We start from the raw sequence: 18576 nt of genomic DNA, 5'->3' as shown, positions 1-18576 counted from the left end.
GAACGGCGGGTCCGCATCGGTCCGGTTCACTATGTTGTGACGGGCGGACACGCCTGGTAGCAAGGCCGGACACGTGCCGCGACCCCTGGAGGATGATCGTGACCTGGCAGGAGGAACTGCGCGCACTGGACGCCGAGCTCGCCGACAAGGGCATCACCCCGGCCGAATACCGCCGCCGCCGTGACAACCTGCTGGCCGCCGCCTCCGGCGGCTTCCCGCCGGCCGGCCAGGTAGCTCCCCAGCGTCCCGAGCCGCCGGCCCAGCCGCAGATCCCGCACGTCCAGCCGCCGCCGTCGCCCATCCAACAGCCCCTGCCGCCGATCCCGACCGCCCAGCAGCCCCCGAGCCAGCCGATCCAGCAGCAAGCCCCAACAAGCACGCCGCCTCAGCCGTTCGCCGCCTCGGCGATGCAGCAGATGCCGTCCGGGCCGAACCCGATCCCACCGGCGCCGCAGTACCAACCGGTGATGCCGACCCAGCAGCCGTCATGGTCGCCGGTCACCGAGCTGCCGATGTATCAACCGGGCGGCGAGCAGCAGGCCCCGGCGCCGCAGTACGCACCCACGCCGCCGATCTCCGACGACGTCTTCAGCACCCGCGCCACCAAGAAGAAGTCCCGGGCGGCGTTGCTGGTCGTCGTCGTGGTGGTGCTCCTGCTGCTGTTGGCCGGCGGCTGGTGGTTCGGCGTGCGTCCGCAGCAGCCGACGGCGACGTCGTCCACCACACCCCCGACGAAGGCACTGCACCTGGACGACCTGCCGCAGCTGCCGGGCACGGCCCGGCTGGACCGGGCCGAGCTGTCGGTCTTCGAGGCGCAGAACCGTAACCTGTTCGACGCCAGGGAGGGCGACTTCCTCGAGGCCGACAAGGTGACCCAGATCACGTTCACCGGATCGGTGGACGGCCACCTGAACTACGCGGTCTTCGCCTTTGTCACCGGTGATCAGGCCGCGGGTGCGAAAGTGAGCTCCGACCTGGTGGAGTACCAGGACCTGGCCGGGTTGCAGCCGGGCAAGGTGGACGGCCTGCCGAGCCAGGTCCAGGTGCGCAAGCTGGTCACCGACAAAGAGGTGCAGTACCGCGCCATTTACGCTTCCGGGCTGAACGCGGTGATGGTGGCGGTCGCCCAGACTCAGCCGGTGGACGAGTCGGCGGTCATGGCCGCGATGAAGAACGTCGCCACCTCACTGTTGACGAAGGCGCCGGCGAGCTGAGCCGGCCCAAGGGGGAACCGGAGCTCGCATGACCACCACGGAGATGCCACAGGTGACGGCCGAGGAGCCGGCGGCGCAGACCGCCCGTTCGCGGTGGAACTGGCCGGTCGCGCTGCTGGTGCTGCTGGCCGCGGTGCCCGTGGTCTCGATGATCGTCGAGGTGCTGCGCTCGCCGCGGCTGAACTTCCTCGACTACTGGTCGGTCCTCGGGCTGGCCTCGACCCCGTCCGGCCAGTACCACCTCGGCGGGCTGTTCGTGCTGTACAACGGGCATCCGGTGGTCATCGCCGGCACGCTGTTCTGGTTGGACGCGAAGTTCTTCGGCGGCTCCAACCCGGCGCTCGGCCTGCTGGTCGTGGTGCTGAGCCTGGTCGTGGTCGCCGCCATGGCCTCGATGCTGCCCCGGCGGCTCAGCGCGGTGAAGCGCGCGGGCCTGGTCGCCGGTTTCGCCTTCCTGATGTTCTCCCCGGGCAACATGGAGAACTTCGGCGAGGGCATGAGCGGCACGCACTGGCTGTCGGGCCTGGCGCCGGCGATCGTGGCGATCGCGCTGGCGCACCGCGGCCGGACGGTGTTGGCGCTGGTCGTCGCGGTGATCGCCTGCCTCGGCCACGGCGCGGCCTTCCCCGTGTGGGCGGCGCTGGCGCTGATCGCCTGGCTGCGCGGCGACCGGCCGTGGAAGGTGGTCACGCCGATCGTGGTCGCCGTGCTCGGCGGCGCGGTGGCGTACTGGACGCTGCCCAGCTCGGGCTCGATCCCGCTGCCGACCTTCGCCCTCGACCGGCTGCTCGCGGTGGTCTCCGGCACGCTCGGCATGCTCTGGTCCACCCAGATCCCCGACCAGGCCATGCTGGCCGGCGCCCTCAGCCTGATCGTGCTGGTCGTGGGCATCGCGCTGGTGGTGCGGTCCCGGACGTTGCGGCCCGAGCTCCGCGGTCCGGCCGACGAGCCGGTGGACAACGCCGGCTGGACCGGCCTGTCCGTGCACATCCTGCTGGCCGCGATCATGATCGGCATCTCGCGAGCCGGCCTCGGCGACACCGTCGGCGAGTCCGGCCGGTACGCCGTGATCAGCGGCATCGCGGCCTGCTCGGTGGTGGCGATGGTCGTGCTGCTGTGGCGCAAGCTCGCGGTGCTGCCGGCCGTGGTGATCGCGGTCACGGCCGGGCTTGTGACCTTCACCATGGGCAGCGAGCAGGCGACCAACGTGCGCAACCAGTACCCGGACCAGACGGTGCTGGCCATCGCGGCCCAGCTCGACGCGACCAAGTCGATGACCGGGCTGCGGATGAACACCAGCATCCTGCCGGTGGTCAAGGGCCTGGGCGCGTACCCGTTCACCAAGGACTTCAGCCTCGACTGCGGCGGCATCGAGCTGGGGTCCAAGCTGGACGTGTCGCAGGCGCCGGTGCTGCCGGGTGGTCCCGGCCACGGCCGCAGCGGCGGCTACGTCGAGTCCGGCCCGGTGGTCGGCGACGCGGTGCTCGGCGGCTGGGCAATGATCGACAACAAGGGCCCGGACTGTGTGCTGGTCGTCGACGACCAGCACAACGTTGTCGGCGGTGGCGCGGTGGGTATTCGCCGTGGTGACGTGGCCGCGGCCATGCACAGCAGCACCTTCGAGACCGGCTGGCACGCCGTCGCCGCGCCGCAGGCCACGAACCCGCAGGTAGTGGTCATCGCGGCCGGCAAGCCGTACCGGCTCCCGGTGGCGCCGAAGCAGTGATCGCGGGATCGGGTCACAACCCGATCTCTCAACGACCCAGTCGGGTACGGGGGCCGTGGGTGCTTCGGCACAATGGCCCCGGTACGCGGACGTGATGCGGAGGTTCGTCAGATGTCCTGGCAAGAGGAGCTGCAGCAGCTCGACAGCGAGCTGGCCCAGGGCCGGGTGACGCCAGAGGACTACCGCCTACGTCGCGACCAGCTGCTGGGCGTGGCCCAGGGGCAGCAGCAGCCCCAGACGCCGCCCGGTGGCCAGCCGCAGCAGCCACCGGCCGAGCAGCAGCAGCCGGCAAGCCCGTTCGGCGCGCCGTTCCGCTGGCAGCCGCCGGCCAGCCAGCAGAACCAGAACCAGCCGCCGCCGGAGACGTCGTCGGAGAGCACGCAGGTGCTGCGCCCGATCACCGACCCGCCGGCCGGCGACAGCGCCGAGCGCACGCAGGTGGTCCGCAACACCGGTGGTGACAGCGCGGAGCGCACCCAGGTGGTGCCGAACACCGGCGGCTTCATGCCCGGCCAGCAGAACATGGGGCCGCAGGCGTCGGCGCCGTGGCAGCCGATGCCGCAGCAGTCGGACTTCGGCCAGCAGCCGCAGGAGTACGGCTCGGCGCCGTGGAGCAACGAGCTGCCGCCGGACTTCGGCAAGGCGAGCTGGCCGCTGCAGGGCCCCGAGGTGTTCGACAGCGGCAAGCGCGGCAACAAGACCGGCAAGATCATCGCGATCTCGGTGGCCGTGGTGCTGGTGCTGGGCCTGGCCGGCGGCATCTACTTCTTCACCGCCGGCTCCGGCAAGGAGAACAACGCCACCACCACGACGACCGGCACCTCGTCGTCCAAGGCGGCCCCGACGACCACCACCCCGCCGCTGCCGCCGCTGCCGGCCGGCCCGTTCGTGCAGGTGCCGGGCAAGCAGATCTACAACGTCGACTACCCGATCGCCGACGCGGTGACCAACCACGCGCCGACCGACCAGGAAGTCCAGCTGCTCAAGAACAACGGCGTGAGCCGGGTGGCCGCGGTGGTCACCGAGGCCCCGAACATGCACGAGGGCATCTGGGCGTTCAAGACCGGCGGGGACCCGAAGGCCGCGTTCAACGCGATCGACAAGCTCTACGCCGAGGCCAACTACCAGCAGCTGACCACGAACATCCCGGCCGGCGTCACCGCCCGCTCGCTCAGCGCCAGCGGTCCGGACGGCCAGACCGCGTTCCGCGCGCACTACATCTCCAACGGCTACGTGATCCGGGTCGAGGCCTACAGCCCGGATTCGGCGGCCGCGGAGAAGGCGTTCCGTGACCTGCTCAAGGCCGAGACGCAGAAGTTCGCGCCGGCGTCGTGACGTCGAGTGAGGTCGGCTACGCCGACGGCGCGGAGTCCGAGGTCCTGCTGGCGCTGAAGGCCGCCGAGGACATCAGCGCGGGGTCGACGGAGCTGGCGGCGAAGGTCGATTCCTGGGAGACGGCCTATCACTTCTCGCCGCAGCGGCTGGCTCTGTTGGCGCCGCTGCGGCTGCGGCCGGAGCTGCGCGCGGTGGATCTGGGTTGTGGCACCGGAGTTCTGACCCGCGCGCTGGGCGAAGCCGGTCTGGACGTGCTCGGCATCGAGGGCACGGAGGATCGCGCGGCCGCGGCGTCCGAGCGCTGCCGGGACCTGCCCAACGTACGGATCGTGCGGGGCGAGATCGAGCAGGAGCTGGCTGCTGCCAACGGGATCGACCTCGCGGTGTTGTGCGGGGTGCTGGAGTACAGCACGCTCTTCGGCGCCGGCCCGGAGCGGCTGCTGGACGGCGTCCGGCAAGCGCTGTCCGAACGCGGCGTGGTGGCGCTGGCGATCGAGAACCAGCTCGGCGTCGGCTATCTGCTGGGCCGCCCGGAGGATCATCACGGCAAGTCGTGGGTGGGCATCGCCGACTACCCGGGCGGCGAGCCACAGCCCCGCACGTGGACGCGGCAGAAGCTGGCGTCGCTGTTGGCCGACGCGGGTCTGACGGCGCAGCGCTGGCTGCTGCCGTACCCGGACTACAAGCTGCCGCGCGTCGTGCTGAATACGGCGTTGTTCGACCGCCCGGACGCTCCCGAGCTGGTGGAGAAGCTGGTCCGCGACCCGCTGCGCGGCGCGTTCGGCGGCGGCCGGGCCGTGGCCCCGGGGCGAGAGCTGTATCGGGCGGCGGTGGCCGAGGGCTTCGGCGTCGAGGTCGCGCCGTCGTTCCTGATACTGGCTTCCGCGTCCGAGGAGCCGCTGGACGAGCTGCTCGACCCGTCGTTGGCCTGGTTGGTCAGCGGTGGTCGCCGACCGGAATGGCGGCGCACCCGTGGGCTGGGTCGCGATCTTGTCCTGACGTCGAAATCCGAGGGCACGACCGGGCGTGCTTGGCTGCGGCAGCAGACGGTGCCGACGGAGCCCTGGTTCGCCGGTCGGCCGCTGGACGCGGCGCTCCTGGATGCCTTGCGCGGCGGGGATTCGGCCGAGCTGCGCCGCCTTGTCACGTTGTGGCAGCACACCGTGCTGGCACAGGCGCGGCCGCTCACCGCGGACGACGAGCGGCACCCGTATCTGCCGGGGCGCGATGGCGTGGCGGTGCTGCCGCCGGATCACCTGGACGTGCACCCGGGCAACCTGATCCTGACCGCGACCGGCGTCGAGCGCGTGGACCGTGAGTGGCTGGCCGGCACCGGCGTCGACGCCGAGCTCGTGCAGCTGCGGTCGCTCCTGGAGTTCGCGCACGACATCCACGACGGCGGTGCGCCACACATCTGGGGCAGCGCAGCGACCGAGCGTGATCTGCTGCGCGCGCTGGCCGAGCTGGTCGGACTGAGCACGGCGGCCGACGAGCGGTGGTCCGAACTGCTTGACGCCGAGGGTGAGCTCCAGTCCCTGGTCACCGGCACGTCGGCGGCGACGATCAGCAAGGCCCTGCACGACCGGGTCGACCAGCCGGGTATTGATCCGTTGTGGACGATCCAGGGCGGCCTGGACCAGATCGTCGCCGACGCCACCCATCTCAAGGGCCTGGAGCAGAGTCTCCGCGATGCCGACGCGGACCTCGACCGGCACCGAACGGCGCTGGTCGACGCCAACGACCGCACCGAGGTCGAGCGCCGTCGCGGCAACGAGGTCTCCGGTCAGCTGAGCATCGTCGAGCAGGAGCTGTCCGTCGCGCGCGCTGAGGCGGCGCGGCTGGACCGGCGGCTGGGCATGGTGTTCGCGGAACTGGCCGACGCCGCGCTGGAAGCGGAGTCGGCGCAGGCGCGCAGCGCACAGCTGGAGCAGCAGGCGGCGCACGTCGCCGACCGCCTGGCCAAGACCCGGGCTCGCCTGGACGCGTTGGAGAACGCCAAGATCGTGCGCGCGGCCCACCGCTACCTGTGGCCGTCGGCGCGGATCGCCCGTGGCGTACGGGACATCGCGCTGGGCCGGGCCGGGGACGAGGGTGACGCCGTGCTGCGGCGCTCAGGCCCGCTGGCCGGCGTGTTCGGGGCGCGGATGCGCAAGTCGGCGCGACCCAAGCGCGAGGCCGAGCTGCACTACTCGGTGAACGTGCCGGAACGGCCGATCGCGGTCGGCCGGGGCCAGGTCGTCGATCTGGACGGCTGGGTGGTCAACGCCGGCATCGCGGTCAAGGACGTCCGGGTGCTGTTCGAGGGCGAGTGGCACGTGGCGAGCACGGGCCACGCCCGGCCTGATGTCGTTGCCGCGCTGGGGCCGTCGGTGATTCGTACGCCCGAGGGCTGTGGTTTCCGGGTCCGACTGCCGCTGACGCGGATCGCCGCGCCGATGGACAAGCCGCTGGCGCTCGGCGTTCTGCTGGCCGATGGAACCCTGCTGCGACGCGAACTTCCGCCGCTGCGCCTGGTCCCGTCCAATTTGGACCCGGTGACGGTGTCGTGGCCCGGCAAGGGCCCGAAGGTCGCCATCTGCATGGCGACCTACCGGCCCGATCCGGCTTTCCTTGCCGCACAGCTGGATTCGATTCGAGCCCAGACCCATGACAACTGGGTGTGCGTGCTCAGCGACGACAACTCGGGCCCGGAGTCGCTCGCGGTGATCCGCCGGCTGATCACCGGTGACGACCGCTTCGTGCTGGTGGCGCACGAGGACAACGTCGGCTTCTACGGCAACTTCGAACGCGCGCTGGCCGCCGCCCCGGCCGACGCGCACGCCGTCGCCCTGGCCGACCAAGATGACGTGTGGGACCCGGACAAGCTGGTGACGCTGCTGCTCGCGCTGCGCGAGCACGGTCTCGCGTACTCGGACATGCGGCTGATCGACGAGCAGGACACCGTCTTCGCCGACTCGTTCTGGCAGGACCGCCGCAACCAGTGGACCGACCTGGAAGCGTTGCTGCTGCTCAACACCGTGACCGGCGCGGCGAGCATGGTGGACGGCAAGACGCTGCGTGAGCTGGTGCTCCCGTTCCCTCCGGGCACCCCGTCAGCCTTCCATGACCAGTGGATTGCGGCGACGGCGCTGGCCGACAGCAAGCTGGCCTTCGTTGACCGCGCCCTGTATTCGTACCGACAGCACGGGCAGGCGGTGACCGGACATCGCCAGGAGCGCCTGGACAAAGGGCTGCCCGGCAAGATCGGCCTGGCGTTGTTGGCCCTGGGGCGCAACGAAGTGCTGACCGCCGAGCAGGAGGCTCAGCTGGAGGCTGTCGCCGAGTACGAGCTGCGTCGGGTCGCCCAGTTCGCGACGACGCTGCTGCTGCGCGTGGAAGGCATGAAGGCCGAGGACCGCGAGCGGCTGACCGAGCTGAGCGAGGTCGAGAACCGCCGCACGCCGCTGCTGAAGCTGGCCGGCCGCGCCCGGGAGGAAACTGCCGGCGCGGAACGGTTCCTGCTCAGCGCGGCCCTGCGCTGGCACGCGCTGCGCAAGGCCCGAGGCAAGATCCCGCCGCTGGCACAGCCGAGCATCGACTAACTGAACACAGGAAGCGCTCCGCAGTCGGCGATCACGCCCTCCATCTCGGTGCGGAAGGCGGCGGCGGAGAACTTGGTCCGACACACCTCGACCAGCGCCTGCTGGATCTCGGTCCAGAGCACGTCGTCGGTGAGCATGCGGTGGCACAGCTCGACGATCTCGGCCGGCGACTCGCCGACCAGGTGCCGGGCCATCCAGCCGAGGTGTAGCCCTTCGCCGCCCACCGGTGTGGTGACGAACGGCAGCCCGGCAGCCATCGAGTCGACGAACTTGATCTTCACACCGGCGCCGTAGCGCATCGGCACCACGTGCAGCCGGGCTTTGGACAGCCAGACACCCGGGTCCGGCACCTTGCCCAGCACCTCGATGTCCTTACGGGCCAACGCCCGTACCGCCGGCGACGGGTCGGCGCCGATGACCCGCAGCAGCAGTCCGGGATGCCGCCGGGACAGCTCCGGCAGCACGTCGTCGACCAACTCCAGCACGGCGAACTCGTTCGGTGTGCGCGGCGTGTTGTCGAAACCGCCGAAGAACGCCAGCCCTTCCCGGCCCTCGAGGCCAGGGACCTCGCCGGGCAGGTTGGCCGGGTAGCAGGCGACGTGCACGGAGGTGCCCGGCGCGATGCCACGGGCCCAGCGGGCCTCCTCCTCGCTCACGCAGACCGCCACATCGGCCCAGTTGAAGGCGTGTTCCTCCTGGTCACGTAGGTGCCGCGCCTCGATCGCCAGCCGGCGGCGCTCGGCCGAGGTCAGCGCCGTCTCGAAGTACTGGCCGGGACGTCGGTAGAACAGCGCCTCGGAGTCGTAGACCTTGACCGCCTGCGGCTGCGACTGGGAGATCGTGAGGCCGACCTGCGCGAAGTTGTGCGGCCGGAACACCACGACCACGTCGTACAGGCCGGCCCGATCGGCCGACCAGCGCCGCGCGTCGGTGACGCCCCAGACGACCTCGATTCCCTTGGCCTGCAAGGCCGGCGCGTATTCCTCGGCCCGCTCGGGCGAGTACGCGTAGAAGGTGACACGGGCGTTCGGGTCGGCCTCCCGCCAGGCGTCGACAACGGCCATCGTGCGGGGGTCGCCACGGCCGCGGTCGGCCTGCGGCACCCGGTCGTCGATCAGCAGCACCCGGTAGCCGGCGTTGCGGTCGCGCAGCCAGTACTTGTGGTGCTCGTGCTCGTCCAAGCCCACGACGTTCGGCCGGTCGACCAGCTCCTGCGGCCAGCGGCGGAGAAAAACGCCGTGGTTGAGCTGCATCAGCTCCATCGCCCGGTCGGTGGTGCTGCTGCCGTGTCGGGCGTGCACGACCGTCGAGCGTGGATCCACCCACACCGTCCAGCCCAGCGACTTGAGCTGGACCTGGAGGTCGACGTCCTCGAAATAGGCGATCTCGTAGTCCGCGCTGAAGCCGCCGGCCTGGTGGAACACGCTGCGCCGCATGAGCAGGCAGGCCGCCGACGCGTAGTCCACCTGGCGGGCGAACATCTCGTGCTGCGGACCGTCCCAGGCCCGGCACCAGCCGTCGCCGCCGATGATGCTGCCGGCTTCCTGCACGGTGCCGTCGGTGTTGAGCATGACCGGCGCGACCGCCGCCACCTCGGGGCGTGTGTCGAGCACCTCCAGCAGCGGCTCCAGCCAGCCCTCGGTCACCTCGACATCGGCGTTGAGGAAGCACACCAGCTCGGTCTTCGCGTGCCGCACGGCCAGGTTGCAGCCGGCGCCGAAGCCCAGGTTGCGGTCCATACGCAGCACGGTCGCGCCGGTGAGGTTGGCCGCCAGCCACTCGCCCGTGCCGTCCGGGGACGCGCTGTCGGCGACGATCACCTCGTACGGCTGCGGCGTGTGCTCGGCCAGCTTCTCCAGGCACTCCACGACGAGCTCGCGGCCTCCGTAGGAGACCAGGACGAACGTGATCCTCATGCCCGCCTGATCTTCCCGTAGGTGTCGCGGAGCGGCTGCGACCAGCGCAGCAACTTGGTCTGGCGCAACGCGTTGAGCTCATGGTGGTCCTCGGCCGCACGGGCCAGCGCCTCGCGGTGCAGGTGGCGCTCGTGGGCCAGCTCGGCCCGCAGCCGCTCGACGGCCTCGGAGTCGTCCGCGGCCATCAGCCGGTCCACCAGGATCTGCCGCTCGTGCAGCATGCGCTGGCGCAGCCGTGCATGGGCATGTCGGAGCGCGGCGTTCTCGGCGGCGAGGTCGGCGATCCGCCGGGTCAGGTCGCCGTCCCGCTCGGCCAGCGCCTGCTCGGCTGCTGCGGCGAACCCGTCGATCTCCTTGCAGGCCTTGTCCGCCAGGGTCTTCACGTCGACGGCCGGCCCCTGGACCTTCGTGCCCAACGCCGTAGCGGCAGCCGCGACGTACGGGTCGTCGGTCACGACCTTCTTCGCCGAAGCGATCGCCGCCAGCTTGTCTTCGACGACCACATCGGCCGGCAGCTCGATACCGCCCTTGCCGATGACGTAGTCGTCCTCCGGCAGCTCACCGAGCTGCCGGAGCTGAAGTGTCCGGGCGGCAAGGATTTCCGCCGGCACCAACCCATCGGCCAACACCGCCAGATTGACCGTGACAGCCGGCAGGTCCATGGCGAAGAACGGCTCGGCGGCCGCAGTCCCGTACAACGCTTCAAGGCTCGTGCCACGGGAAAAGGTCGCGCACAGGATGCTCAGGTGCACCGAGTCGGCGATCTCTCGCAGGCGCTCGGGCGTGTATTCGCCCAGCGGCTCCGCGATCAGACCACCGTCGGACACCGAGGGACGGCTCCAGCCCAACGGGGCGTAGTGCGTGACGCGCCAGCCCGGCAGCCGGGTCAGCAGCTCCCGTTCCAGCACCCGGGGCACGACCTGGTCGCCGAGCCCCGGCAGGTCACTGCTGCCCCATAGGGCGATGGCGCCGACGGAAGTCGGTCGGGACTCTGCACGCACGTCGGGCACTGTACCGAGTGGCCTTTCAGCGTTTGGGATGCGCGGCCAGCTGCTGGATGATCGGGTCCAGCACCGCGGGTTGGGTCATCGGGCTGATGCCCGATGACAGATTGCGCTCCACGACCTCCACCACGACCGTGTCGCTGTCCACCATGCGCTGCGCCTCCGCGCCCGGGTTCTGCTGCACGACCGCGCTTGGCGTGAGGGTGATGTCGGTGAAGGTGGCCGCGAGGAACGGCGCCGCGTAGTTGGTGAACGAGTCCGTCACCATCGCCGTCTTGCCGGCGACCATGCCGTTCACCGGCTTCGATGTGCTGAAGCTGACGGTGTCCCGCAGGTCGAACGGCCCCTGCTGGGTGCGGTCGACGTGGCCGTCCGGGGCGAGCCGGTAGGTCTTGCTCACGTCCGTGCCGGTCTTGGCGATCATCGGCGGCAGGTCGGCGACGCCTTCGCTCTTGGCGCCGTCGGTGACCCGCCAGGGCAGGTCGATGCCGGGGTGGATGGCTCCGGCGATGGCCCTGGTCATGATCAGTCCGCCGGCGTAGGTCCAGTGCGTGTCCTGCGGGAAGTAGGCCGACGGACCGATGCGGTTCAGGTTCGACCGCAGGTCGGTGGCGCCGGCCTCGGCCGTGACCAGCGACCAGAACCGCTCGCTGTGGGCGATGGCGCAGGACTTGCCCGCGTACTGGTCGGGCAGGTACTGCGGCACGCTCGTCGACTTGTCCGGCGGCACCACCAGCACGAACTTGCGGCCCGACTGCTGCACTGCGTTCCGCAGCTTCACCAGGTTGGCGATGACGTCCTCGAGGCGCTGCTGGGGTTGGCACTTGCCCTGCATGTCGTAGCCGAAGTACAGCCAGTTGTTCTTGCCCTCGATGACCCGCGGGTAGCCGGCAACCGGCGGCGGCTCGTTGTCCAGGGCCGGCGAGCCCGGGATGGGCGGATTGACCGTGGGCGGCGGGCCGACCGGGATGGGGCCGCTGGTCGGCTGGGACGGGTCGCTGCTCTCCTGGTTGGGCGGCTCGCCGAACAGGGACCGGCTGATGCCGTCGGTCAGGTTGATCGCCTGCTCGCGGAAGGACAGATGGTCGGTCGCCCATGGGCCGAGGTCGGTGAAGAAGGACCAGCCCTCGCCGACGCTGGGGAACGGGTGCAGCGCCCGGTTCTCGATCGACGGCGGCGTGCCGAAAAGGGTCAGGCCGAACAACGGCGTCATCAGGAAGACCACTGCGCAGACCAGCGCGAACCGCTGCTTGCCGTGGCGCGGTCGATAGAGCGGGTGGTCGTCCGGCAGCCGGGACTCATGTCGTTTGATCGGCTGCGTGTCCTCGCCCGGCTCCCCCACGGCCAGCACGATACCCAGTGGCGGCGGCTGCCGTGGGCAGTACGGTGACCGGTCGCACGACGCGTTCTCCCGTGCAGATGACGGGGGTGGAGCGCGCTGTGGCCGGTCACATATTTCTCACGGTTATGTGATCCCGATCACTTCAGAATGGGTTCAGCTGCCCAGCGTGACAGGAAAGGTTCAAGACGGTCGCAGGGTGCTACGCACAGTGTTTAACTGTGAATCTGTTAACGACCACTGTATTCCCCAAACGGGTGAATCCCTGTCACCTTGATGTCGAAGGTTCGCCGGGGCCAAGGGGCCGGCGAAGGTGGGGGCGAACACCTTGGAGGCAGCGGTGGCGTTGCAGGTGGCAGCGTTGGTTGCGGTCGGTCTGGTGCTGGTGGTCCGGGTGGTGGTCGCGAGCTACGACCGCCCGTCGAAGCCGTCCGACCGGTAGCCGACCATGGACGGCGTCCTGGGCAAGCTCGCCGAGCTGCGCGACCGTGGCTTCCAGTTCATGAACATTCCCGACGAGCACGGCCACCTCGACCGCATCATGGGCTACCGCCAGCTTCGCGGCTTCGTCGACACCATCCTGTTCCGCTCGGAGCACGATGCCAAGGCCGGTCGCATGCCGGCGGTGCATGACTCGAGCCAACCGGGCAAAGCGGTGTGGCTGTTCGAAGGCAGCCTGGCCGAGGCGATCGACCGCCTGCTGGAACTGCCCCCGCCGGGCACGGCGACGGCTCCCACGCTGAGCACGGCGCAGTCGGCGCCGGATCTGGTCCCGACCAACCTGAACCCGTTCCGCATCTGGACGCCCCAGGAGGGCATCGCCTGACGCTAGGTTCTGCCCTATGTCGTCTGGAGACGTGCCGCTGTGGGTGCCGATGGTGGTGGCGGTGCTCGGCCTCGGCGGTGTGCTGGGGGCGCAGGCGATCGCGGGCTGGCGCGAAGACAAGCGGTGGCGGCGCGAGACGGAGCGGGAAGAGCTGCGCTGGGGCCGTGAACGGGAGAGGGAGCGGGAAAGCCGCAGCTACGAGGGGCGGGCCAAGGCGTACGCCGAGGTGATCGGGGCGATCGAGTCGTTCGACTGGGTGCTCTACGACGCCCGCCGAGCGCTGCGGGATGGCGGCACGGTGGACGAGGCCTCGGCGGCGGACCTGCGTAAGGCAGCGGCCCAGGCCCGGACCTCGCTGGGCGCGGTGAACGTTCATGCGCCGGAGCGGATCCGGGCGATGCTGCGGGAGTCGCTGGTACGCAGGTCGACGCTGGCGACGAAACTGCTGGCGGGCCGGCACGGCGACGAGGAGCGCACGCTGTGGCGGGAGGCCCAGCGCGAGTACAAGACCATGCGCCGGGCCATGCGCGAAGACCTGGGACTGGACGCGGAGTCAGCGGGAGATGTGCAGGACCCTCCCGGTGATCTCGAAGCCGATACGGGCGTAGACCCGGGTGGCGTTGTCGTCGGCGGCCATCAGGAACGGGTGCCGCGCGCCGAGGTCGTGGGCGGCCCGAACGAGCCGATGGGTGATGACGGCGGCGATTCCCCGACGCCGCCACGACGGGACAACGCCGATGCCGGCTAGCTCGGCGACACCGCCGATGGGCACGGTGACCAACCCACCGCCGACGGGCTCGCCGTCCGACGACCGGACCAGCAGCGCGAAGCCGCCGCGGTCACGGGATCCCTTGTGGCTGGCCAGATCCGCCTCGGTGGGCGGCGGCTCGCCGTAGGCCAGGTTCAACGCGGTTGCCATGCCGAGGATGGCGTCGTCGGAGTCGGCGGCCACCAACTCGATGCCCTCCACCGGCGGCGGTTCGACCAGCGTCCCAACGGTCATCACGGGTAGCAGGCCTTCTTCGACGAAACCGGCCTCCTCCAACGCGGCCTGCACGAACGGACTGACGCCGGGCAGGTACTCCAACCGCGGCTTGCGGTCACGTTCGACGAAGACCGAGATCAACGCCGAAACGTCGTCAGCCGTAGGCCGGGCGTCGTCGTCGGGCACGGCGTAGTTGCTGTACGGATTCGCGGTGGTCTCGGAGAAGCCGGCCACGAACGGCCCGACCCGGACGGGATTGCGGCGGCCGGCGCGCAGGAAGCCGGCGATCTGGGTGCTCATTCACCAAAAAATAGAACACTGCAGAGTATGAACGCTGGCCTTCACATCGGCGTCAAGGTTTACCGTCGCTGCTATGCGCATCGGGGAGCTCGCGGACCGGGCCGGGACCACGACCCGCTCGCTCCGCTACTACGAGGAGCAGGGCCTGCTGCCGGCCCGCCGCACCGCCAACGGCTACCGCGACTACGACGAGGACGATCTGCGCGCGGTGAACGAGATCCGCTCGCTGCTGGCGATCGGCTTCGCGCTGGAGGACACGCGGCCGTTCGTGGAGTGCCTGCGCGCGGGCAACCCGACCGGCGACGTGTGCCCGGCGTCGGTGGCGGTGTACCGGCGCAAGCTCGACGAACTGGACGACTGCATCGCACGGCTGCAGGCGGTACGGGCGCAGGTCGCCGCCGCGGTCGAACGCAACACAGGGGAGGAATCATGCTGCAAGCGGTCACCGACGCGGACTTCGCGGAGCGGGTGCTGACCAGCGACAAGCCGGTGCTGGTGGAGTTCTGGGCCACCTGGTGCGGCCCGTGCCGCATGGTCGGGCCGGTGTTGGAGCGGCTGGCCGACGAGCACCCGGAGATCGGCATCGTGAAGATGGACCTGGACGCCAACCAGGTCACCGCGACCAGGTACCAGGTCATGGCCGCGCCGACGATGTTGCTGTTCCACCACGGCGAAGTGGTCAAGATGATCGTCGGCGCCAAGCCGAAGGCCGCGCTGGAGCGGGAGCTGTTCACTCCCGTGGCGTGACCAGTTTCGACTCGTAGGCCAGCACGACGAGCTGGGCGCGGTCCCGCGCGCCCAGCTTGGTCATGATGCGGCTGACATGGGTCCGCGAGGTCGCCGGACTGATCACCAGGTGCTCGGCGATCTCCTCGTTGGACAGTCCGCCGGCGACCAGCGCCAACACCTCGCGTTCCCGCTCGGTCAGCTCACGCAGCGCGGCCGGGTCGGGGCGACGGTGTTCGGGCCGGTTGGCGAATTCGGAGATCAGCCGCCGGGTCACGGTCGGCGCGAGCAGCGCCTCGCCGGCGGCGATGACCCGGATGGCGTGCAGCAGGTCGACCGGTTCGGTGTCCTTCAGCAGGAAGCCCGAAGCGCCCGAGCGCAACGCCTCGAACACGTATTCGTCGACGTCGAAAGTGGTCAGCACCAACACCTTCACGCCGGCCAGCGACGGGTCCGAGGTGATCTGCCGGGTCGCCACGAGCCCGTCGACACCGGGCATCCGGATGTCCATCACGACCACGTCCGGCCGATGCTCCCGGGCCAGCTCGACGGCCCGCGCGCCGTCGCCGGCCTCCCCGCACACCTCGAAGCCGTCCTCGGTCTCCAGCAGCAGTCGGAAGCCGGCCCGGACCAGGCCCTGGTCGTCGGCCAGCACCACCTTGATCGTCATAGCGGCAGCTCCGCCCGCACCACGAATCCCCCTTCGTCCCGCGACCGCGCCTCCAGCGTGCCGCCCAGCGCCAGCGCCCGTTCCCGCATGCCACGAATTCCGTTGCCCACCAAGGCTTCCACCGGCCGGCCGTCGTCATGCACCTCGATCACGAAGCGCTCGTCGTCCCGTGAGAACCGCAGGGTGACGGTACGCGCGTCCACCGCGTGCCGAACGGTGTTGGTCAGCGCCTCCTGCACGATCCGGTACGCCGTCGAGTCGACCGGCGCCGGCAGCTCACCCGGACCGCCGCTGACGTCGACCGACAACCCGGCGCTTCGTGCGGACTCCACAAGCTCACCCAACCGGGACAGGCTCGGGGCCGGGGCCCGTTCCTCCCCCGACCGCAGCACGCCGAGCGTCGCGCGCAGGTCGACCAGCGCTGCCTTGGATGCCTCCTTGATCGCCAGCAGCGCCTGCTTGGCCTCCTCGGGCCGCCGGTCGGCGACGTGCGCCCCCACGCCGGCCTGCACGTTGATCATCGCCAGGCTATGCGCGACGACGTCGTGCACCTCGCGGGCGATGCGCAGGCGCTCCTCCTCGGCGATCCGCCGGGCCCGCTCCTCGAAGACCTCGTACTGCGACCGGCGATTGACGCTCACGTACCGCGCCGCGACGCCGATGGACACCGCGACCGGCACGAACACCACGTAGCGCACGTCGCTGATATCGCCGCCAGTCGCGAACTGCGCGACTTCGAAACCGGCGATCAACACCACCGCGGCGATCGTCGACCGCAGTGGCCCGACGCGCTTGGCCAGCGTGTACAGCGCCAGCGCCGAGAACACCGGAGTCGGCCCGAACGGCCGGCCGGAGTAGAGGTAGCTGAACGCCAGCACGGTCGACACCGCGAACACCACGTACGGCCAGCGCTTGCGCCAGAACAGCGGCACCGCGCCGGACAGCATCCAGACCACGTCGAGCTCACTGAGCTGCAGCGGCGGCTGGTGCCAGTGCGCGCTGGTGACCGCGATCAGCAGGCAAGCGATCGCGAACGGAATGGGAAGCAGGAGTGTCTTCCGCGACCGGCGCACACCGGCGACGCTACGACATCGGCCGCCGCCCCGCGTACGTCACGAGGCGGCAAAGCGAACTACGTTCCACGTGGAACGAGCGGTCAACGGCCGACCGCGTAGCCCTGCGTGCCGCGGGCGTTGGCCGCCCCGTACAGCAGTCCGGTCGCCGGGTCGCGGGACACCGCGGACAGCCGGCCCAGCGCCCACTCGCCGGCGTCCACGACCCGGTGACCACGAGCCCGCAAATCCGCAAAAGCCTGAGCCCCGAGCCGCGACTCGGCCACCAGCTCGCCCGGCTGCCAGCTGCGCGGATAGAACGACAGCGGGAACGCGGCGGAGTGCCACATCGGCGCGTCGATCGAGGCCTGGAGGTTCAGCCCGCCGACGGTGTGGGCCAGCCAGAAGCACAGCTGCCACTGGTCCTGCTGGTCGCCGCCGGGCGTGCCGAAGGCCAGCGGCGCACCATCCCGGAAGGCGAGCGACGGGCTCAGCGTGGTCCGTGGCCGCTTGCCCGGCACGAGCGACGCCGGCAGCCCCTCCTCCAGCCAGAACATCTGGGCCCGGCTGCCGAGCGCGAAGCCCAGCGACGGGATCGTCGGCGACGACTGGAGCCAGCCGCCGGACGGCGTCACCGAGATGACGTTGCCCCAGCGGTCGACCACGTCGATGTGCACGGTGTCGCCGCGCATCTGCCCCTCACGGGTGACCGTCGGCTCGCCGACCGCCGCGTTCATCGGCGAATCGCCGCCGCCGACGCCCCGCCCTTCGGCGATGTACGACGGCAGCTTCGGCGTGCGACCACCCGGCGAACCCGGCCGCAGTTCCAGCGAAGCCGTGTCCTCGATCAACGCCAGCCGCGAAGCCGTGTACGGGGAGGAAAGCAGGTCGTCGATCGGCACCTCGGCGCTGTCGCCGTACCACGCCTCGCGGTCGGCGAAGGCCAGTTTGGCCACCTCGATCGCCAGGTGCACGGTCTCCGCGGTCGGCACGCCGTCCACGTATGCAAGCCGGTCCCGCAGCTCGTGCAGCATCAACACCTGCTGCGCCAGCGTCGGCCCCTGGCTCCAGGGCCCGCACTTGGCCAGCGTGCGATCCCCGACCTGCACGGTCACCGGGTCCTCATACGTTGCCGACCAGGACGCCATGTCCTGGCCCGTCAGCACTCCGGCGTGATCACGGCCGGAGTCGTCCCGGTGCGGCTTGCGGCTGAACGCCTCGATCTCCTCGGCGACAAACCCTTGGTACCACGCGTTTCGCGCCGCATCGATCTGCGATTCCCGTGCGCCGCCAACGGATTCCGCCTCACGCAGCAGCCGTTCCCAGGTGTCGGCCAGCGCCGGGTTGCGGAACAGAGTGCCGGCCTTGGGCACCTCGCCGCCGGGCAGCCACAGCTCGGCCGACGTCGGCCAGTGCTCGGCGAACAGCTGCCGCACGCCCTCGATCGTGGCCGGAATCCGCTCCACCAAAGGGAATCCGCTACGGGCGTAGCCGATGGCGTAGCCCAGCACGTCCCGCAGCGACTTGGTGCCGTGATCCCGCAGCAGCGTCAGCCAGCCGTCCCACGAGCCCGGCACGACGGCGGCCAGCAAACCGCTGCCCGGCACCAGGTCCAGCCCCTCGCCCCGGTAGTGCTCGATGGTCGCACCGGCCGGCGCGACGCCCTGCGCGCACAGCACTCGCGGCGTCGGGTCGGCGGCCGTCGCGAAGATCGCCGGCATATCGCCGCCCGGGCCGACCAGGTGCGGCTCCACCACCTGCAACACGAAACCGGCCGCCACCGCGGCGTCGAACGCGTTGCCGCCCGACTCCAGCACCGCCATGCCGGCGGTGGAGGCGAGCCAGTGGGTCGAGGCAACCATGCCGACCGTGCCGGTCAGCTCCGGGCGAGTGGTGAACATG

The 18576-nt window shown here is 70.5% G+C and carries 15 protein-coding genes; 8 read left to right on the top strand and 7 right to left on the bottom strand.

Features of this window, described 5'->3' with window-relative positions:
• Positions 1–98 precede the first annotated feature (98 nt).
• From M3Q35_RS34405 to M3Q35_RS34390, 4 genes are all read left to right on the top strand, one after another.
• Complete coding sequence (locus tag M3Q35_RS34405; RefSeq protein ID WP_273936691.1) at positions 99–1214, top strand: hypothetical protein; 1116 nt, start codon at positions 99–101, stop codon at positions 1212–1214.
• Positions 1215–1242: 28 nt separating this feature from the next.
• On the top strand, positions 1243–2940 hold the full coding sequence (locus M3Q35_RS34400) for a hypothetical protein (RefSeq protein WP_273936690.1): 1698 nt from the start codon (positions 1243–1245) through the stop codon (positions 2938–2940).
• Positions 2941–3051: 111 nt separating this feature from the next.
• On the top strand, positions 3052–4275 hold the full coding sequence (locus M3Q35_RS34395; protein WP_273936689.1) for a hypothetical protein: 1224 nt from the start codon (positions 3052–3054) through the stop codon (positions 4273–4275).
• Positions 4272–7856, top strand: coding sequence for a glycosyltransferase (locus M3Q35_RS34390; RefSeq protein ID WP_273936688.1), 3585 nt, complete (start codon positions 4272–4274; stop codon positions 7854–7856). The genes M3Q35_RS34395 and M3Q35_RS34390 overlap by 4 nt, the downstream gene beginning before the upstream one ends.
• Here M3Q35_RS34390 and M3Q35_RS34385 read toward each other — a convergent pair.
• From M3Q35_RS34385 to M3Q35_RS34375, 3 genes are read right to left on the bottom strand one after another with little or no spacing between them, the layout of a single operon-like run.
• A complete protein-coding gene (locus M3Q35_RS34385) occupies positions 7853–9772 on the bottom strand; it encodes a glycosyltransferase (RefSeq protein ID WP_273936687.1) in 1920 nt (639 codons plus the stop codon). The two genes, M3Q35_RS34390 and M3Q35_RS34385, sit on opposite strands and share 4 nt — an antisense overlap.
• Positions 9769–10773, bottom strand: coding sequence for a hypothetical protein (locus M3Q35_RS34380; RefSeq protein WP_273936686.1), 1005 nt, complete (start codon positions 10771–10773; stop codon positions 9769–9771). The genes M3Q35_RS34385 and M3Q35_RS34380 overlap by 4 nt, the downstream gene beginning before the upstream one ends.
• A gap of 25 nt (positions 10774–10798) precedes the next feature.
• Complete coding sequence (locus M3Q35_RS34375; protein WP_273936685.1) at positions 10799–12118, bottom strand: alginate O-acetyltransferase AlgX-related protein; 1320 nt, start codon at positions 12116–12118, stop codon at positions 10799–10801.
• 310 nt (positions 12119–12428) lie between these two features.
• Between M3Q35_RS34375 and M3Q35_RS34370 the strand changes: the two genes are divergently transcribed.
• Together M3Q35_RS34370 and M3Q35_RS34365 are read left to right on the top strand one after the other, a co-directional pair.
• Positions 12429–12557 (top strand): hypothetical protein, encoded by a 129-nt coding sequence (locus M3Q35_RS34370; protein ID WP_273936684.1) that lies wholly within the window; start codon positions 12429–12431, stop codon positions 12555–12557.
• A 6-nt stretch (positions 12558–12563) separates the two neighbouring features.
• On the top strand, positions 12564–12941 hold the full coding sequence (locus M3Q35_RS34365) for a hypothetical protein (RefSeq protein ID WP_273936683.1): 378 nt from the start codon (positions 12564–12566) through the stop codon (positions 12939–12941).
• Positions 12942–13494: 553 nt separating this feature from the next.
• Here M3Q35_RS34365 and M3Q35_RS34360 read toward each other — a convergent pair.
• Entirely contained in the window at positions 13495–14226 is a 732-nt protein-coding gene (locus M3Q35_RS34360) for a GNAT family N-acetyltransferase (protein WP_273936682.1), read from the bottom strand.
• A gap of 73 nt (positions 14227–14299) precedes the next feature.
• Here M3Q35_RS34360 and M3Q35_RS34355 point away from each other — a divergent pair, with 73 nt between their 5' ends.
• On the top strand, positions 14300–14701 hold the full coding sequence (locus M3Q35_RS34355) for a MerR family transcriptional regulator (RefSeq protein ID WP_273936681.1): 402 nt from the start codon (positions 14300–14302) through the stop codon (positions 14699–14701).
• The gene (gene trxA, locus M3Q35_RS34350) at positions 14656–14973 is read left to right on the top strand and encodes a thioredoxin (RefSeq protein WP_273936680.1); all 318 of its coding nucleotides are present in this window, start codon (positions 14656–14658) and stop codon (positions 14971–14973) included. The genes M3Q35_RS34355 and trxA overlap by 46 nt, the downstream gene beginning before the upstream one ends.
• Here trxA and M3Q35_RS34345 read toward each other — a convergent pair.
• The 3 genes from M3Q35_RS34345 to M3Q35_RS34335 all read right to left on the bottom strand — a co-directional run bounded on the left by M3Q35_RS34345 (position 14957) and on the right by M3Q35_RS34335 (position 18575).
• Positions 14957–15622 carry a response regulator gene (locus tag M3Q35_RS34345; RefSeq protein ID WP_273936679.1) on the bottom strand — a complete coding sequence of 222 codons (666 nt, stop codon included), beginning with the start codon at positions 15620–15622 and terminating at the stop codon, positions 14957–14959. The two genes, trxA and M3Q35_RS34345, sit on opposite strands and share 17 nt — an antisense overlap.
• Positions 15619–16695 carry a sensor histidine kinase gene (locus M3Q35_RS34340; protein ID WP_273936678.1) on the bottom strand — a complete coding sequence of 359 codons (1077 nt, stop codon included), beginning with the start codon at positions 16693–16695 and terminating at the stop codon, positions 15619–15621. Before M3Q35_RS34340 ends, M3Q35_RS34345 begins: the two co-directional genes overlap by 4 nt.
• An 83-nt stretch (positions 16696–16778) precedes the next feature.
• The gene (locus M3Q35_RS34335) at positions 16779–18575 is read right to left on the bottom strand and encodes a gamma-glutamyltransferase family protein (protein ID WP_273936677.1); all 1797 of its coding nucleotides are present in this window, start codon (positions 18573–18575) and stop codon (positions 16779–16781) included.
• Position 18576: the final 1 nt, after the last annotated feature.

The organism is Kutzneria chonburiensis, assembly GCF_028622115.1.
Lineage (GTDB): Bacteria > Actinomycetota > Actinomycetes > Mycobacteriales > Pseudonocardiaceae > Kutzneria > Kutzneria chonburiensis.
Note: the sequence above shows the minus strand (reverse complement) of the source record. Positions and strands in the feature narration are given on the sequence as shown.

What these genes read in the sequence shown, in the direction of transcription:
- M3Q35_RS34395 (WP_273936689.1), top strand. Translation starts at nt 3,052, where the DNA reads ATGTCCTGGCAAGAGGAGCTGCAGCAGCTCGACAGCGAGCTGGCCCAG.
- M3Q35_RS34400 (WP_273936690.1), top strand. Translation starts at nt 1,243, where the DNA reads ATGACCACCACGGAGATGCCACAGGTGACGGCCGAGGAGCCGGCGGCG.
- M3Q35_RS34355 (WP_273936681.1), top strand. Translation starts at nt 14,300, where the DNA reads ATGCGCATCGGGGAGCTCGCGGACCGGGCCGGGACCACGACCCGCTCG.
- M3Q35_RS34385 (WP_273936687.1), bottom strand. Translation starts at nt 9,772, where the DNA reads ATGAGGATCACGTTCGTCCTGGTCTCCTACGGAGGCCGCGAGCTCGTC.
- M3Q35_RS34335 (WP_273936677.1), bottom strand. Translation starts at nt 18,575, where the DNA reads ATGTTCACCACTCGCCCGGAGCTGACCGGCACGGTCGGCATGGTTGCC.
- M3Q35_RS34360 (WP_273936682.1), bottom strand. Translation starts at nt 14,226, where the DNA reads ATGAGCACCCAGATCGCCGGCTTCCTGCGCGCCGGCCGCCGCAATCCC.
- M3Q35_RS34345 (WP_273936679.1), bottom strand. Translation starts at nt 15,622, where the DNA reads ATGACGATCAAGGTGGTGCTGGCCGACGACCAGGGCCTGGTCCGGGCC.
- M3Q35_RS34365 (WP_273936683.1), top strand. Translation starts at nt 12,564, where the DNA reads ATGGACGGCGTCCTGGGCAAGCTCGCCGAGCTGCGCGACCGTGGCTTC.
- trxA (WP_273936680.1), top strand. Translation starts at nt 14,656, where the DNA reads ATGCTGCAAGCGGTCACCGACGCGGACTTCGCGGAGCGGGTGCTGACC.